This is a genomic window from Archangium violaceum (assembly GCF_016859125.1).
Lineage (GTDB): Bacteria > Myxococcota > Myxococcia > Myxococcales > Myxococcaceae > Archangium > Archangium violaceum_A.
In genome coordinates this window covers 8,347,492-8,363,500 of record NZ_CP069338.1, presented here as the reverse complement: position 1 = coordinate 8,363,500, position 16,009 = coordinate 8,347,492, and the positions used below count along the sequence as shown (strand labels likewise).

15 protein-coding genes are annotated in these 16,009 nt (G+C 67.4%); 4 read left to right on the top strand and 11 right to left on the bottom strand.

The features are described from left to right. Positions 1–9 precede the first annotated feature (9 nt). The 3 genes from JQX13_RS35805 to JQX13_RS35795 form a co-directional block, all read right to left on the bottom strand. Positions 10–1,662: a (2,3-dihydroxybenzoyl)adenylate synthase gene (locus JQX13_RS35805; protein WP_203403933.1), complete on the bottom strand. Its 1,653-nt coding sequence runs from the start codon at positions 1,660–1,662 to the stop codon at positions 10–12. Then, positions 1,659–2,885 (bottom strand): isochorismate synthase DhbC, encoded by a 1,227-nt coding sequence (dhbC, locus tag JQX13_RS35800; protein WP_203403932.1) that lies wholly within the window; start codon positions 2,883–2,885, stop codon positions 1,659–1,661. The genes JQX13_RS35805 and dhbC overlap by 4 nt, the downstream gene beginning before the upstream one ends. Positions 2,886–2,980: 95 nt before the next feature. Beyond that, complete coding sequence (locus JQX13_RS35795) at positions 2,981–3,754, bottom strand: 2,3-dihydro-2,3-dihydroxybenzoate dehydrogenase (RefSeq protein ID WP_203403931.1); 774 nt, start codon at positions 3,752–3,754, stop codon at positions 2,981–2,983. A 229-nt stretch (positions 3,755–3,983) separates the two neighbouring features. Between JQX13_RS35795 and JQX13_RS35790 the strand changes: the two genes are divergently transcribed. Genes JQX13_RS35790 through JQX13_RS35780 form a run of 3 tightly spaced genes read left to right on the top strand, consistent with a single transcriptional unit; the run spans position 3,984 to position 6,067 of the window. Continuing rightward, positions 3,984–4,727, top strand: coding sequence for a hypothetical protein (locus JQX13_RS35790; protein ID WP_203403930.1), 744 nt, complete (start codon positions 3,984–3,986; stop codon positions 4,725–4,727). Beyond that, a complete protein-coding gene (locus JQX13_RS35785; protein WP_203403929.1) occupies positions 4,727–5,620 on the top strand; it encodes a DUF3396 domain-containing protein in 894 nt (297 codons plus the stop codon). Before JQX13_RS35790 ends, JQX13_RS35785 begins: the two co-directional genes overlap by 1 nt. 12 nt (positions 5,621–5,632) lie before the next feature. Next, positions 5,633–6,067 carry an SMI1/KNR4 family protein gene (locus tag JQX13_RS35780; RefSeq protein WP_203403928.1) on the top strand — a complete coding sequence of 145 codons (435 nt, stop codon included), beginning with the start codon at positions 5,633–5,635 and terminating at the stop codon, positions 6,065–6,067. 40 nt (positions 6,068–6,107) lie between these two features. On the opposite strand, the gene JQX13_RS35775 is transcribed toward JQX13_RS35780, so the two are convergent. From JQX13_RS35775 to JQX13_RS35760, 4 genes are all read right to left on the bottom strand, one after another. Next, positions 6,108–8,474: an SH3 domain-containing protein gene (locus JQX13_RS35775; RefSeq protein ID WP_203403927.1), complete on the bottom strand. Its 2,367-nt coding sequence runs from the start codon at positions 8,472–8,474 to the stop codon at positions 6,108–6,110. A gap of 59 nt (positions 8,475–8,533) precedes the next feature. Then, complete coding sequence (locus tag JQX13_RS35770; RefSeq protein WP_203403926.1) at positions 8,534–9,310, bottom strand: PP2C family serine/threonine-protein phosphatase; 777 nt, start codon at positions 9,308–9,310, stop codon at positions 8,534–8,536. 16 nt (positions 9,311–9,326) lie between these two features. Further along, positions 9,327–9,971: a vWA domain-containing protein gene (locus JQX13_RS35765; protein ID WP_239014053.1), complete on the bottom strand. Its 645-nt coding sequence runs from the start codon at positions 9,969–9,971 to the stop codon at positions 9,327–9,329. Positions 9,972–10,145: 174 nt separating this feature from the next. Then, positions 10,146–11,768, bottom strand: a complete 1,623-nt coding sequence (locus JQX13_RS35760; protein ID WP_203403924.1) for an MSCRAMM family protein — start codon at positions 11,766–11,768, stop codon at positions 10,146–10,148. 119 nt (positions 11,769–11,887) lie between these two features. Here JQX13_RS35760 and JQX13_RS35755 point away from each other — a divergent pair, with 119 nt between their 5' ends. Then, positions 11,888–12,670, top strand: coding sequence for a spermidine synthase (locus JQX13_RS35755; protein WP_239014052.1), 783 nt, complete (start codon positions 11,888–11,890; stop codon positions 12,668–12,670). Positions 12,671–12,715: 45 nt separating this feature from the next. Here JQX13_RS35755 and JQX13_RS35750 read toward each other — a convergent pair whose 3' ends face one another. From JQX13_RS35750 to JQX13_RS35740, 4 genes are all read right to left on the bottom strand, one after another. Beyond that, a complete protein-coding gene (locus tag JQX13_RS35750) occupies positions 12,716–12,982 on the bottom strand; it encodes a hypothetical protein (RefSeq protein WP_203403923.1) in 267 nt (88 codons plus the stop codon). A gap of 153 nt (positions 12,983–13,135) precedes the next feature. Next, complete coding sequence (locus JQX13_RS55640; protein WP_275424884.1) at positions 13,136–13,267, bottom strand: hypothetical protein; 132 nt, start codon at positions 13,265–13,267, stop codon at positions 13,136–13,138. Further along, a complete protein-coding gene (locus JQX13_RS35745; protein ID WP_203403922.1) occupies positions 13,255–14,574 on the bottom strand; it encodes an IS1380 family transposase in 1,320 nt (439 codons plus the stop codon). The genes JQX13_RS55640 and JQX13_RS35745 overlap by 13 nt, the downstream gene beginning before the upstream one ends. Before the next feature lie 87 nt (positions 14,575–14,661). After that, positions 14,662–15,645, bottom strand: a complete 984-nt coding sequence (locus JQX13_RS35740; RefSeq protein ID WP_203403921.1) for a hypothetical protein — start codon at positions 15,643–15,645, stop codon at positions 14,662–14,664. Between the last annotated feature and the right edge of the window lie 364 nt (positions 15,646–16,009).

The window sequence follows — 16,009 nt, the reverse complement described above, 5'->3', positions numbered from 1 at the left end:
TGACTCCTTTCAGCTCGAGGGAGAGAGAACAGCGTTTCGTCGGGAGAGCGCCTCGCGCAGCGCCTTCTTGCTGACCTTCCCGACTCCGGTCTGCGGGAACGCATCGATGAACTCGACCCGATCCGGGATCTTGAAGGCCGCCAGTCCCCGCTCGCGCAGGAACGCGGTGATCGCGGCGGCCGGCGGCGGGGCCTCACGCGGGACGATGAACGCGCAGGTCCGCTCGCCGAGGAACGGGTCGGGCATGGCGACCACCGCCGCGTCGTGGACGGCGGGATGGGCCAACAGGTGATTCTCGACCTCCTCGGCCGCCACCTTTTCGCCACCCCGGTTGATCTGATCCTTCGCGCGCCCCTCCACCACCAGGTACCCCTCTGGTGTCACCCGCACCAGGTCTCCCGTGCAGTAGAAGCCATCGGCCGTGAACGCCCGCGCGTTGTGTGCCTCGGCCTTGTAGTAGCCGCGGATGGTGTAGGGACCGCGCGTCAGGAGCTGGCCCGTCTCCCCCGGCGCGACGTCGTGACCGTCCTCGTCGACCACGCGGATCTCATCATCCGGAGAGATCGGCCTGCCCTGCGTCGTGACGATGAGCTCCTCGGGATCGTCCAGCCGCGTGTAGTTGACCAGGCCCTCCGCCATTCCGAAGACCTGCTGCAGCGTGCACCCGAGCGTGGGGCGCACCCGCCGCGCGACCTCGGCGCTGAACTTGGCCCCGCCAACCTGCAGCACTCGCAGGCTCGACAGGTCGTGCCGCCGGGTCTTGGCGGAATCCAGCCAGATCATCGCCAGCGGAGGCACCAGCGCGGTGATCGTGACACGCTCGCGCTCGATCAGCGGGAATGCCACATCAGGGCTCGGGTGCGGCGCCATCACGGCCGTGCCACCCGCGTAGAAGGTGCCGAGCACACCCGGCGAGCTGAGCGGGAAGTTGTGCGCGGCGGGCAACGCGCACAGGTACACGCTCGACCCGTCGAGCTGGCAGCACTCCACGCTGCCGCGCAGGCTGTAGATGTAGTCGTCGTGGGTGCGCGGAATGAGCTTGGGGACACCCGTGCTGCCGCCCGACAATTGGAAGAACGCCACATCGCTGGGGCGCGGCCCCTCCGGCAGCTCGGTTGGCGAGGCGTACAGGCCGCTCAACGCGGTGAACGGGCCCGCCTCTCCAGCGACAATCACGTGCCGCAGGGTCGGCACCGCTTCGCGAACCTGTCCGGCCAACGTGCGGTAGTCGAAACCCGCGTGCTTGTCGGCAATGACGTAGGCGACCGCCTCGGTGAACGAGCAGAAGTAGTTGATTTCGGAGCTGCGGTGCGCGGGGAGCGCGAACACCGGCAGCGCGCCCATCCGGAACAGCGCGAAGATCACCTCATAGAACGCGGCGACGTTGGTCAGCTGGACCACCACCCGGTCCCTCGCCTTGATGCCCAGACCATGAAACCCGGCGGCCAACTGGTCCACGCGTCCGTCGAGCTCGCGGTAGCTCAGGCGCTGGTTCCCGGAGACGATCGCGGTGCGCTCACCGTGACGCTGGGCCCGCTCACGCAACATCTGCCCGAAGGTCTCGCCGCGCCAGTAGCCGGCCTGCCGGTAGCGCGTGGCGAACTCCTCGGGCCACGTGGGGCAGCCCGGGAGCGAAGTGGCCTCCTGCCCGGGGCCCGTCATGGCTGCACCTCGACGCCCTGCCCCAGCCCCATCGCCTGGAGCATGGTCCGGAACTTCGCCTCGGTCTCGGCCAGCTCGGACTCCGGCTTCGAACCGACCACGATTCCCGCCCCCGCGAACAGCCGCAACGAGTGTTCGTTGGCCTCGGCGCAGCGGATCGTCACCGCCCACTGGCCGTCACCGTTCGCGTCGCACCAGCCCACCGTGCCCGTGTAGAAGCCACGCTCGAACGGCTCGATCGTCCCGATGGCCGCGTGGGCCAGCTCGGTCGGGTAGCCGCACACCGCTGGCGTGGGATGCATCGCCACGGCCAGCGTCAGCGACGAGATGGACGGATCCTTCAGCTCGCCGCTGATCCGGCTCGACAGGTGCCACAGGGTCGGCGTGCTGACGAGGGACGGCCCCGCCGGCACGTCCAGCTTCTTGCAGAACGGCCGCAGTGCCTCCGCGACCGACTCGATCACCACGGCGTGCTCGTGGAGATCCTTTGGCGAGACCAGCAGCGCGGCGGCCCGCTCCTGATCCTCGATCGGGTCGGCGCTGCGCGGCACCGTGCCCGCCAGCGGATTGGCGAGCACCTGCAACCCCGAGCGCGAGACCAACAGCTCCGGACTGGCGCCGATCAGCGTGCGCTGCCCCTGTCCAGGAGTGGCCGCCAGCTGCGGGGGCAGATCCACCGCGAAGGTGTAGCCGGCGGGGTTGCGCCGGGCCAGGTTGCGCAGCAGTTGCCGCAGATCAATGGGCGTGGCGGCGTTGAGATGCAGCGAGCGGGACAACACCACCTTGCGCAGCGGTCCGCTCTGCATCAGCTTCAGCGCTTGCGCCACGCCGTTGAGATAGGCGGCGGGCTCGGGCACGGGCTGCACCGTGTAACGCGCCGCCAGCGGGCGCTGCACGGGCGCATCCGTATCGAACACCAACGGCCCCGCGCGCTGGATGGTCGTGGGCACCACCAGCTGGGCGGGAATCGCCCCGTCGAAGGGCACCGCGCCCACCACCACGGGGATGTCGTGGGAGGCCTCGCGGGCCTCGGCGAGCACCGCCGCCACGCGCTCGGGCAGGAGCTCCAGCGAGTTCGCGCCTCCGGGATGCGGCACGGTGGCGAACGCGCCTCGTGCCAACATCGTCCGTTTGGGCGAGGCGAAGAAGAAGGACGAGCCCGCCTCGTAACTCTCGAGCAACTGCGTCGCCAGCATCTGTGGCACCAGGGGACGTTCGTTCATCACAGGCACCTTCTGCTATTGAAAATGAAAACCATTCTCAAATTTTGGGTGAAAAAAGGGTGTCGCGGAGAGGGAGCCCCGCGAGCAATCGAGGGCTAGGCGCCCAGGGTCGCGCCGCCGTCGACACACAGGTCGTGCAGGGTGATGTGGCGGGCGCGGTCGGAGACGAGGAACGCCACCGCGTCGGCGATATCGGCGGGAGTGGCGATCCGGCGCAGCGGAATGCCCAGACGGAAGGTCTCGAGCGAGCCGGAGATCACCGCCTGCGCGCCGTGCTCGTCGGCCCACAGAGCGCGCTGCATGGCCGTGTCGGTGGAGCCGGGAGACACCACGTTGCAGCGGATGTTGTGCTGCGCCAGCTCCAGCCCCAGGCACTTGGTGAACATGGTGGAGGCGGCCTTGGAGGCGGCATAGGCGGCCATCTGCATGCGGGGAACTCCGGCGGCGTTCGAGCCGACGGTGACGATCACCCCGGACTTGCGCGGCACCATGCGCCGGGCGACCGCGCGGGAGACATGGAAGACACCGTGGGTGTTGACGGCGAAGGTGGTCGCCCAGTCCTCGTCGCTGAGCGACACGACCGAGCCCATCCGCAGCACCCCGGCCACATTGGCGAGGATCTCGATGGGCCCCAGCTCGCGTTCGACCCGCTCGACCACCGCCTCGACCGCGGCGCTGTCGCTCACGTCGACCTTGAAGGCCGCGGCACGGCACCCGCGCTGGCGCAGCTCCTCCACGAGAACGGACAGACCCTCCTCCCGGGTGTCGAGCGCCGCGATCGACGCGCCCTCGGACAATGCCCGAGCCACCGCCGCCCCGATGCCCTGCGCGGCACCCGTCACCAGCGCCACCTTGTTGGTCGTTCCCATCCGTTCCCTCTTCCCAATGGCCGGAAACCGCCGGCCTGAATGACCAGGAGATAATGAGAATGGTTCTCATTATCATTATCTCGCGAGCGCACTCTTGCCATGTCCCGGCACGGCAAGTCAAGGGCCACTTTCACGGGTTGTGCCAGGAGACAGGATGTTGGAGGTTGCGAGGTCCGGCCCGAGACATCCCATGCGCCATTGGCTCCAAACACACCCAGCAGTGCTCGCCATGAGCACCCTGCTTCTGATCCGCGGCTCGGCGGGTCACGCCTTCGACTCGGCGACGAGCGCCTGTCGGCAGAATCCTGGTTACTGCGCTCGCATCGCGGGCGAGGAAACCGTGGTGCCCACAACCCTCCGAGGCGCCGCCGAGGTCGCCTCCATGGCGGCCACCCTCGAGGTGCTGACCCCCAATATGAAGTCCAGCATCGAGCGCGAGTTGGTGGAGTGCGCCGAATGGGCGAACGAGACGGTCAATCGCCAGCACTTCGGCGGCAACAATCCCTCACGAAGCCAATGCCAGGAGGAGTTGGGGAAGGACCCGTGTGGAAGGAAGGTGACCCGGGCCATGCAACTGGGCAATGAGAAGCACCGCCTGGCCCTCCAGTGCGCGAAGCAGAAGCTGGGCGCGCGAATACCGGGGCGATTCAGCGTGGAGCAGCGCTATCGCTATGACCAGCAAACAGGGAAGAAACAACTGGTCGGCTCCGAGGAAGAACATGCCCTCCGTCAGCAGGGATGCGCTGACGAACTCGTGGGGACGCTCGTGCCCGATGTGGTCATCCACTCGGGCAACCCTCTCGAAGTCCTGGCGGTCTATGACTTCAAGTTCCCCTGCCCCACCAGCAATGAGCCCAGGTGGAACGACTATCCTAAAGGACACCCCTATCATGAATCCAATCAAGGGGCGATGTACCACAGGGCATTGGGAGTGAGGCCCTTTCGCGTGGCTCCCATCTGGAGGATCTATTGATGAGCGAGCACTATCCGAGAATACGGCTCACCTCGTGGCATGGCGGGCTGTTGATGCGCGAGAGCTTGAGTCTCTGCTTCTATATGCAGCGCTCTCACGAAGAAGTAGCTCCCGCCGTGGCGCGCTCGTTGGAAGTGTACCTGCGCGCCGTGGGACCTCGGGCGCTTGCCTGGTATCCCGATGACCACGGCGAATGGTGGGAGTTGGATGCCTCGGGATGGGACGTCGTCCAGCGACAGTTGTCCGACGAGAGCTGGCCCGGCAGCCACATCTTCGACTTGTGTGAGAGTCCGGATAGCGCCCGTGGTTACGAGGTCGAGTACTGTGGGAAAGGGCTTGAAGCATTCCACCCGGGCGCCGTCTGCGCCGTGTCCTTCTGGTTGCCCACGGAGTATCTGGAGGAACATGGCCCGAGCCATGTTCGCAAGTTGGCGCTGGAACTCGCCGCTCCGCTGCCCTTCAGCTCCGGCCATGCGGGCCTTGCGTTCAATCGCCTCGGCACCCCTCCGGAACTCCAGCACCTCCGATTCCGTTACCCGGGGATGGATGTTCCCGACCTGATGAGATTGTCCTGGAACATCGGCACGCGGGTGAAGGGTCCCTCCTGGCTGACCTTCCTCGGCCAACCCGTGCTCGGCGAGTTGGGGGGCTCGACGGGCCTGCGCTCCCGCCTTTCTTCTCCGGACATTTCCGTCCAAGAGATGGAAGGCGAGCGGGCCGTCGTCACCCTGGGGGAATGGCCCGAAGCGGGCGACACCGAGCAGGGCCGCGACCTGCCGCTCTATCGCGAGTTAGCGCGCGTGCTGGAGCCATGGCTCTATCAAGAGCCCCCGAGCCGGGACAGCCTCGCCGCGGAGGACATGCGCCGCTGGGAGCGCCGCTTTCTCGACTGAGTGCTCAAGACCATGACCATTCGATGGCTGAACTACCTTTGGCAGAAGCCACATCCAGCGACGCTCGATGAGATCGAATTGCTGGCGCGCCATTGGGGCGTACGGCTCCCCGAGCAATACAGAACAATCGTATCCCTTCACCAGGGCATGGTCCCTGAACCGTGCGTCTTCGATGTAGGCAGGGGCACCGATGTCTTCAACACCCTCTTGACGATCTGTGAGGATGAGAAGTGGCGCGCGTACTCCGCGCGAAACGCATACCAGACACTAAAGCCTCATGTGCCTTCGGGAATATACCCATTCGGCGACACCCCTGGAGGCCAATATGTATGCTTCGACTACCGAACCACGCCTGATGAGCCCAAAATCGTTCTCGTCACTGTAGAGACAGACATCCACCCCATCGCGGACAGCTTCTCGGCGTTTCTCGCAATGCTGCACGACTAGAACGTGTCGCCTGCCTCGCGGAGCAGCACCGTCACGCGTCTCAAGGCGCGGACCAGCAGCCCGGGCCCGTCCAGCCCTCGCGACCGCTCGCCAGCACCACCTTGCGCCACCCGCTCTCCTCCGCCACCACTTCCAGCCGGCTCCCCGCCGAGAGTCGCTCCAGCACCGGCGCCACCGTGGTCGCCCTCTCCCGCGCCATGCAGTCCTGGGGCAGCACCTCGGCTGGGAGTTCGTGCTCCACCTGCTCCTGTACCACCAGAGGTCGCGCCACGGTCATCGGCTCCGTGCGCCCCGGGGACCTCGTCATCAGGCCCACCAGTCCTCCCAGCACCACGGCCGCGACCAGTCCCAACACGCAGCGCGGGTCCTCCCACACTCGAGGCTTCAGCGCGGCGTCCATCGCCGGTTGTGCCGCCGGCATCCCCAGCGTGGCCCTCATCTTCATCTGCTGCGCCCCCTCCACCTTCGCCGCCAGCTCTCCCGAGCGCTTCACCATCTCCTGCGACCACGTCCGCAGCGGCGCCACCTCCGCCTCCAGCCTCGAGCGCAGCGATGCCTTGCGATGCAGGAAGTGCGACACCAGCGCCCGCCGCTCCGCCTCGCTCACCGCCAGGCTCGGATCGAACCGGAAGCCCTTCTCCACTTCCTTCGCCCACGCCACCAGCCTCGCCGAGCGCACCGCTCCGAAGCCCGGCACCTGCCTCACGTCCTCCTTCAACACGTCGTACGCGGACTCGATGCCCCAGCGCACCAGGTTCGACTTCAGCCCCTGCTTGATGCCCTCGATCTCCTGATCCTCGATGAGCACTCCGCGCAGGAACTGCTCGCGCTGCAACGCCTCACGGTGCTGGAGCTGCCGGCGCTGCTCGGCCTCGTACTCCGGCTGCAACCTGCCGTACTCCGCTCGCAGCCCGTGCAGCAGCTGGCGCGCCCGCTCCCCCAGCCGGTTCAGCTCCTCCTTGAAGCGCTCGTACTCGGCCTGCGCCGCAGCCAGCCCTGACTCCGCCTGCCGAAGCAGTTCCTGCTGCTCGGCCATCAGCCCCGGGAGCCGGAGATCCCTCCGGCCCTTCCACCACAGCACCGAGGCACTCGCCAGCAGCGTACAGGCGGGCACCAGGATCAGCTGACCCACCCTCGAGGACGCCAGCACCAGCACCCACCAGCCCACCGTGGCCAGCACGCCACCCACCAGCATGGCCAGGCTCGCCTGCCGCACCCGGTTCACTTCCGCCTGGAGATCCTCCGGCAGCCAGTCCGGCAACGCGGGCATCGGCGCAACGGGCACCGGCGCGGTCAGCTTCGGAGACAACAGCCGCTGGGCCTCGACCCACAAGGGCTCGATGTCCGGGAAGCCACACGTGAAGCCCTGCGCCGGCGCCTGATTGCCCGGCGCGGTGAAGAAGGCCACCCCGCGCGTGGCCAACATCTCGCACCATGGGCAGGCCGCCAGGTGCTGCGGATACTTGTGGGTGGGCTCCTGGGGGCACGTGCGCAGCGCTCGCGCCAACCCCTGGAGGGCCCGGTACCACGCCGTGGCTCCTGGCCTCCCCGTCCGCGAGGCCTCCGGAGCGAAGGCCTGCTCGAAGAGCCCCGCCAGTTCCTTCGGCAGCGTGGCCAGTGGCAGGTGGATCGCCGGTGGCGTCATCTGGAGCGCCCGCGCGTTGCGCCCGTAGGCGAAGCGGAACTCGCGGATCGCCCGCTCCGGTGTCATCTCCCCCTGTCCGGCGAAGACGCCCGTGAAGGGATGGCGCCCCAGGAAGAGCAGGTGGAAGAGCAGCACCGCCAGGCTGAAGCCCTCGTGCGACGCGGTCCGCTCCAGCCCCGCGAAGCTCTGGCCCTGCAGCTCGGGTGGCGTGAAGAGCGGGACTCCCACCTCGCAGCGGTACACCCGGCTCCCCGCCCGGATCTGGAACGAGTCGCAGTCGATGAGCCGCACCGTGGCGTCCTTCGGCGACACCAGCAGGTTGCTCTCGTTCACGTCCCCCACCAGGTGACCCAGGGCGTGCAGCTCCTCGAAGACGCTGGCGCAGTTGAGCGCCGTCTGCACCAGGAAGGCCCAGTCCGCGGTGGGGAACTCCTTGCGGCGGCTGGCCGTGGAGTACAGCAGGTGGATGGGCTTGAAGCCGTTCACCCGGGGCATCGTGAAGCCACGCACCGGGCCTCCGGCTCGGCCCTCGTGCAGAACCTCGCGCGGCCAGGCCGCCAGCTTCTCCACTCCCTTCGGCGCGTGGGCCGCCATCCACAGCAGCTTCTGCCCCTGCTCCGCCGGTGGCGCCGACAGGTACACCTTCGCCACGTGCCAGGCATCCCGGGGCAGCGCGTACACCGCGCCCTCTCCCCCTCGTCCCAGCTCCGGGCCCAGGGCGATCCGCTCACCTCGCGCGTTGAAGAGGAGCGTCTGCGACACGGCCTACCCGCCTGGAGAGGCCGAGCGCCCCGACCCGGACAACGGCATGGACCCGGCGCTCATGGCGTCCCCTCGACGGGCGCACGGCCTTCCCGGACGGCGAGCACGAGCGTCTTGTCATCGTCCGTCCGCTCGTTCACCGCGGGCGAGTCCAGGAACGAGCGCAGGGGCACCACCAGGTCCTCCGGGTGCGCGGCGCCGCGCAGCGCGGTGAACAGGGGCTCGAAGAAGGGGCGGTGCACCGAGCGCGACGCGAAGTGGAGCGCCAGCATCTGCAGCCCGTCGGTGAACAGGGCCACCTCGTCCACCGGCTCCCCGCACACCACCTGCAGCACCTGCTCCAGGTCCGGCGAGGTGACGAACCAGGTGGTGTTCGCGTACTCGCCCACCTGCGGCCAGAAGATGGGCACGTAGCCCTCGCCCTGGCGCACGACGATGGCCCCGTCACCCACCTGCGCGAACACGGCCGCGTTCTCCCCCACCACCGCCGTCAGCAGCGTGCAGGCCAGCTCGCGCACCGGCACCTCGCGCCTCGTGGCCTCCTCCTCCAGCGTCCGCCGCACCTCCCGGTACCAGCCGCGGATCCGCTCCGGGTCTCGCAGTGCCTCCGGACCCTCGCGCTCGAGCGCCTCACAGGCCACCTCCACGAAGCGCCGGCACGCCAACGCCGAGCCCTCCTGACTCAGCCCGGCACTGCCCGCCCCATCCGCGCACGCCACCACCAGGAAGGACTCCTGCCCCGGACACGTGGCCGTGCCCGCGCAGCTGTCCTGACACGGCGTGGCCGAGCGCCGGTGCGAGGTCCCCTCCAGGGACTGCTGGAGCAGCCTCCACATACGGTGTGCCCTGTCCCTAGACGGAGGCCCAGCCGCCGGGAGCCGCCGGGTTGGCCAGCCGCACCTCGTCCGTCGTCTGCGAGCGGGACACGGCCTTCTGCGAGTTGGACAGCCACTGGAACAGGTCCCGGAAGCGCAGGCCGTCCAGCTTGAGCGGCTCGCGCACGGAGATCTGCTTCAGCACGTCGAGGTTGGCCCCCTCCACGCCCACGGCGAAGAAGGAGAAGGCCTTGGAGGCCTCGCCCTGGCGCACGCGCTCGGCGGCGGACTGCCACGCATCCGTGGGGCCCCCATCGGTGATGAGGAAGATCCACGGCCGGTAGAAGAGGATGCCGTTCTGCCGGTAGAGGCTCTTGCGCACCGACAGCATGTCCGTGGCGCGGACGATGGCCTCGCCCATGGGGGTGTTGCCCTCGGCCATCAGCGGGGAGGGGAAGAAGGCGTCCGCGGTGGAGAAGTCGTGCAGCGTCTGCACCTGGCCCCCGAAGGTGACCACCGCCACCTCCACCCGCTTGGAGGCCAGACTGTCCGCGGCCAGCTCGTCCCGGTACTGGAGCAGCCCCGCGTTGAGCGCCTCGATGGGACGCCCATTCATGGAGCCGGAGGTGTCCAGCAGCAGCACGCACGGACAGCGCGGCTCCGGGTTCTCTGCGAACGACAACGCTCCAAACGGTACTTGCTCGGCCACGTGGCTCCCTCTCGGGTGCGCGGGGCGGGTCTCCCCCCCAGGCGGGTCACCGGGGATCTACCAGGGCGGCCCTGGGTTGAACAGGCACACCCGGAGGGATGCCCGACACGCCAGGCTCCGGACACCCACCGCGTGACGCCAGGCCGCTCACTCCCCGGCCAGGGAGAGACGGGCCCGGAGGCGCTCGGACCCGCGCTCCAGGACTCCGGTCGGCACGGGTTTGCGACGCAGTTTGAGCCTCAGGTTCGTGGCGGGCAGGCGCACCTCGCCCCGGGCCTCGAAGAAGGTCTCATCCGGTGAGAGCTCGTATTCGTAGCGGCCGGGAGCGAGCCCATCCACCTCGAAGCTCCCATCCCCGGCCGTCGTGGCGCTGCCTCCCCGAGGGACATCGCCCCGCGCTTCCCCGGAGTCGGGGAGGCTTCGCGCCTCGCGCGGGAAGAAGCGGATACGGACGCCCCGGAGCCCCCGTCCTTCCGGATCCAGGATGCGCCCGCGCACCGGAGCGGCCTGCTGAAGGGTGAAGTCCGCCGAGACAGAGCTCCCAGCGGCCAGGTCCCGCCTCATCGGCTCGCTCGGGAGAACGTGGCCAGCGGCCTTGATGGAGAGCCCCACCTGGCCCGGGTCCACGCACTCGAAGCGGAACCGCCCGTCCGCGGAGGTGGTGGTGACGAGCCTTCGCCAGACGTCGTCACGGGTGAGGAGCAGCTCCAGCTCCGCGCCCTGAATGGGTGCCCCATTGGGACGCGCGACACGTCCGGTCACCTCGCCGCAAGGCTCCAGGGAGAGCCGGGCGTCCGTGAAGTCCCCCTCCTCGGGGATGCGCACCGCCGCCGTCGCGATCTCCTTCCCCTCACGCACCCGCAGCGTGTAACGGCCGGGTGGCAGACCCTCCATCCGGAAGCTCCCGTCCGCCCGGGTCTCCTCGAGCCGCCGCCATCCCTCGCCCTCGAGTTGGACACGGAGGCCCGCCGCCCCCTCCCCCTGCCGGAGCACGCGGCCCGAGAGCGTCCGAGGCACGTGCAGGCGGAGGGACAGCGCGTCCCCACCCACCGGGCCCGCCTCCGCGAGGCGTCCGGGAAACGAGGCGACCGCGTGGAACTCGCCCGTGGGCACTCGCGGGAAGACGACCTTTCCTCCAGCGTCCGAGGTCGCCAGGAAGGCGTAGCCTCCGGCCCGGGGAAGCAGCGCGACCTGGGCACCGGCCAGGGGCTGCCCCGAGTTCCCGTCCATGACGTCCACCGTGACGGGCCTGCCCGCTTCCAGCGGGACCTGGGCCACGTTGGCTCCGGCGGGAATGGCGGCCACGAAGGCGGTCCCCTTGGGTCCGCTGGCCCAGAGGTCGTAGGTCGCGGCCCGGAGGTTGGAGAACTCGAACCAGCCATCGGCATCCGTCACGGTCTCGCGGAGCGGGGACCTGCGACCGAGCCAGTCCGCCGTCTGTGCCAGTTCCCCCTTCATGGCACCGCACCCGGGGTCGAGGATCGTCATCCCGGGCTCACCCTGGACACAGTCTCGCGCGGAGAGGGGCACGTCGGCATGGAGCACGGCGCTCACCGTCGCGCCCGCCACGGGCTTGCCCTCCCAGGTCACGACGCCCCGGAGGACGAGGGACCCCGTGGGAAGCGGCTCCCGGACAGGCGTCCCTTGGGGAGCGGAAGCCTCGGAGCGTGAAGGCCCGACGGGCTCGTGCGCACAGCCCGAGACGACGAGCACGAAGACTCCCACCACTGCTCCCAGCAGGCGCGACACCCAGAGCTCCCTGACGAACATGAGACGCCGCGAACTCTACCCTGCTCCACCCCAGACGGGGGCTCGCGGGGAGGGGGCTCGCGGCCTTCGCCGGGTCGTGCTACCGATTCCCCCCTGAAACCTCTCCCGGAGGAGAAAACGTGTCGCTGTCCGTGGTCCACGAGGCCCCCTCCCCCTTCGGGACCGTGTACGTGGTGGACGAGGGCGATCAGCGCACGCTCCGCTTCGACAGCCCCGAGGGAGCGCTGCAGAGCGCCATCCTCAAGAGCGATCCCCTGGCGGTTCCCACGAACTACGTGCGAGTGGCCACCGCCGGGCTCGCGCTCACGAGGGGCCGCTCCCGGGTGCTGGTGGTGGGGCTCGGAGGGGGCGCGTTCCCCATGTTGATGCACCGGCTCCTGCCCCGCCGCGCGCAGGTGGACGTGGTGGAGATCAACCCGGTGGTGGTGGACGTGGCCCGGCGCTTCTTCGGCGTCCGCGAGGACTCCCGGCTCCATATCCACGTGGGGGACGGGGCCCGCTTCATGGCACGGCAGGGGGCTCGCTACGATCTCATCCTGCTCGATGCGTTCTCGGACAGCGGGACGCCGGACCACCTGAAGGAGGCACTCTTCCTCGAGGACGTGCGGCGCAGGCTCGCGCTCGGGGGCGTCGCGGTGCTCAATATCGCGCTGGAGGAGTCGAGGAAAGTGGCCCAGCGGCTCGAGACCTTCGCCGGCGCATTCGAGGGCTGCGCGAAGCTGCGCGGAGCCTCGGGGTACAACAACCTCATCCTGGTGGGCACCCTGGAGCCGCTGCCCCCCGAGCCCCTGTTCCGGCAGCAACTCTGGAGGCTCGCGCGCGAGCTGGACTTCCCGGCGCTGACGGAGAGCGTCGTGTCCTTCGAGAGAGCAGCGCTGAGTCGCGCGGAGCCTCAAGACTGATCGCACGCACCTGCGCATTCGTTTGCCCCTATGCTGTACCCACTGTCAGTAGGAAGCAGCTATGAACTCAGCGCTGAGTTCCGGAAGGTCACGCTTCCCTCTGAGGTAGACCATTCCCCAGGTCCACGAGAGCTTCGGTTTGACAGGCGAAGTCGCAATGAGAGTCTCCTGCTTTTCGCCTTCGTCGGCATCGGAGATGACAAGGGTCCCGTCGAGAACTTCGTTGCCCTTAAGTGAAAGCCGCTGGTCATAAGGAACCTCGAACTTCGCTTCGTACCCATCATCCCACCATATTCGCGACGACTGGCTCAAGACATGCATGAAGGCTGAGGTCGAGCGCGTTGGGTTGAGTTATCGGGCACAAGGCAGAGGAAGCCCGCCCCGGGGCAGCGGGTAGCAAGCAGGAGGAGATGGAGAGGGGAGTGGGGAGAGTGCGACACGTGAGCTGCAATTGACTCCAGGCAGCTACGTGATTTGCGCTGTGCTCAGCGAGCCCAGCTTCGTCCACAGCTTCTGCCAGAGGCTGGCCGACTCCCGGCCAATGACCAGCACCACTCTTCTGGCGTGTAACAGCACCCGCGCGGCTACTTTGAGCACCCGCTCGCGCACACGGAGCAGCCCCAGCCCTCGCCCGTGGCCTGCTCCATCAGCACGCGCGCGGCGTGCACCAGGTTGTAGGCCAGGGCATTGAGCAACAGGCGTACCTCGTTGTTGGCGAAGGCGTCGATGGACACCGCGCGCTGGACGGGCGGCTGCCCCCGGTACTTGGACTTGGGCCGTCTGGCCGAGGAGAGCGCCGGGGCCAGCACGTCCATGAGCTCTCCGAAGTGGCCCTCCGCCGTGCCGCGTTGGCGGTAGTGCTCCAGCAGCGCCTGTGCCGGCATCTGCTCCTTGCTCCAGCTCGTCACCAGCCAGAAGGCGTGCGGGAAGAGCTCGTCCTTCCTCTCCAGCACTACCAACACCACGCGCCGCGCACGGCTCCAGCCCTGCGCCTGGTACTCCCATTCGTACAGGTGGGTGCCCGGCTCCCCCTGCGGCACTCCCGAATTCATGAAGCGCGGCAGCGCCGCCTCCCGCTGCAACACGCTGGTGTTGCGCACGCGCGCCACGTAGGGCGTGCCTCGCTCCTCCAGCTTCGCCAGCAGCTTCTCCTCGGGAAAGCCCGCGTCGAAGCGCACCGCCGCCACCTCACACACCTCCTTCTCCACTCGCCCCAGCAACTCGTCGATGAATTCCAGCGCTCCATTGGCGCTGTGCACGTTTCCCTCGCGCAACCTCACGTCCAGCAGGTCTCCCGTCTCGGCCAGACTGGCGACAATCGGGTGGTACATGCGTACTCCGTAGTGCCCGTTGTACGCGCTGCCCTCCTGGTGCCCATGCACCTCCACCGGCAACCCGTCCACGTCCACCGTCACCTGCTTGAGCTTCTGGCCCTTGGGCTGCTGCGCCCTCAGCCTCCGCCCCGTCTGCCACACCAGCGCCTCGTGCAGCACCTTCCGGTTTTCCTCTCGCGCCAACATGGCCGTCAGCCGCGACAAGGTGGGCTGTGAGGCCAACCCCTCCGCTCCCCCCTCTTTCCCCCTCAGCGGCACGCTGCTCTTGCTGTCCGACACCGCCAACCTCAACGCCGCGTCCCTCCTGAGCGCGTCCGCGTCGTCGTGGTCTCTCCACCCTTGCCCCAACAGCAGAAGGTCCGTGCGCACCAACTCCCTCAGCGAGTGGGTTATCCGCTTCTCGTCTCGCGTGTCCGTCAACATCTCCCCCAGCCAGCGCGTCAGCCCCAACCGCTCGTCCACCTCCCTCAGCAGCACCGCACCTGCCTCCGACGTCAACCGCTCCGCCCTCGCCTCCAGCTTCACGGAGCCGTTGAACTCCAGCCCGAAGTCGTTGAGGATTTCACCCATGACGCGCCTCCTGCCTTGTGGTTGTGGATGTCTGAACAACACCCCTCTACCACTCGGGAGGTCAGGCGCGTCACCCTCCTTTTCCGGTCATCCTCCTGCACCTCTCGTGAATAAGGCGGGATCATCCGTCAGGGCGTACTCCCCCCGCAGGACTCCCTTCGGCGTAGGCGAGTTCGCGGAAACGAGCCAGATTTTGTCTTCATCAAAATACACCAGATTCTGCCACCCTCCCGCTATCAGCCCCCAAAGTTCGAGGTGGTCCGCATGGATGCTCTTACCAAAGCGGACGAAATCGTCACGCACCTTCAGCTTGAACCGAATCCGATCGACTCCCCAACTCATCACCAACTGAGCCGACAAATCACTGTCGTCCTTGCGGCTCTTCTCGCCATACACGGGTAGGAACTCGCGAAAGACCAAACGCTCGTCGAAATCGCTACCCGCGACAAGGAGAGCCCCACTGACGTTCGGAAGGGGCTCCATGGAGGAGGATTTCGATACAGCCCCAGCCGTACCCTTGAGGCCCGAAACCTTTGTGAACGTCCTTCCAATGAGATCAACAGCCTGTTCCGTGAACTTCTCCTGGCGTGGCTCATCCGCCATCACATCAATGGTGCTTTGATGCAACTTCCAGCGACTGACCACGAATACATCGTCCCTGAAGTCTACATCCAATGAATGTGTCGTCGTGGTGATTTCGTGACTGGTACTCGAGACGTCCTCCTGCTTGTACCGAATCGTCACCAAGGTCTGCCGCCTGGGCTGCTCGTAAAGCAGGTCAACGCTCTTGTCTTGCTCCGCGAAGGGCTTCGAGAGCAGGAGTTTCCCATCCTTGCGAGTGCCCAGCTGCCACTTTCCAGCCTTGTCACGTACGAGCAACAGTCCCTGCTCTGCGAGTTCCTTCTCGATCTTCGTATCCTGTTTCTGGTCGAGAGGAGGAGCACCGACCGGCTGCTGACCACCAGGAACCTGTGCAGCACCTGCCACAGACGATGTCGGCTGTCCTCCGGAACTGGAGCAACTCCATAGAAGTACCGTGGTGAAAGCCAGGAATCTGCGGGAGCGTCCCATACCTGTTTGACCTCGTGGAAGTTCGTAAACATCTTGGTGTGATAACCGTGTTGCGCATACAAAGCGCCGTTGTAGCCTTTTGCCAAGTCCCGGCACTGCTCCGCGCTCCCCACATCGGAGAGACTCAATACATCGACTGGCGTCTTCGGGGTGAAGTCGGAGAAGACCTTCTTGCTTGCTCGGCTCAGCGGGCCGTGTACCCTCCGCGTTCTTCGGCTTTATCACGAGGCTGAGGATCATTTGCAAGCTCACTACCTGGGCTGAGAGGTGCGTTTGCGGTAGTGACAGAGCCTGGCAATGGCTTGATGCCGACGTCGCCAGAAACTCCATCGGAGGGAAAAAGCGCTCAGGGGTTGCCATGATT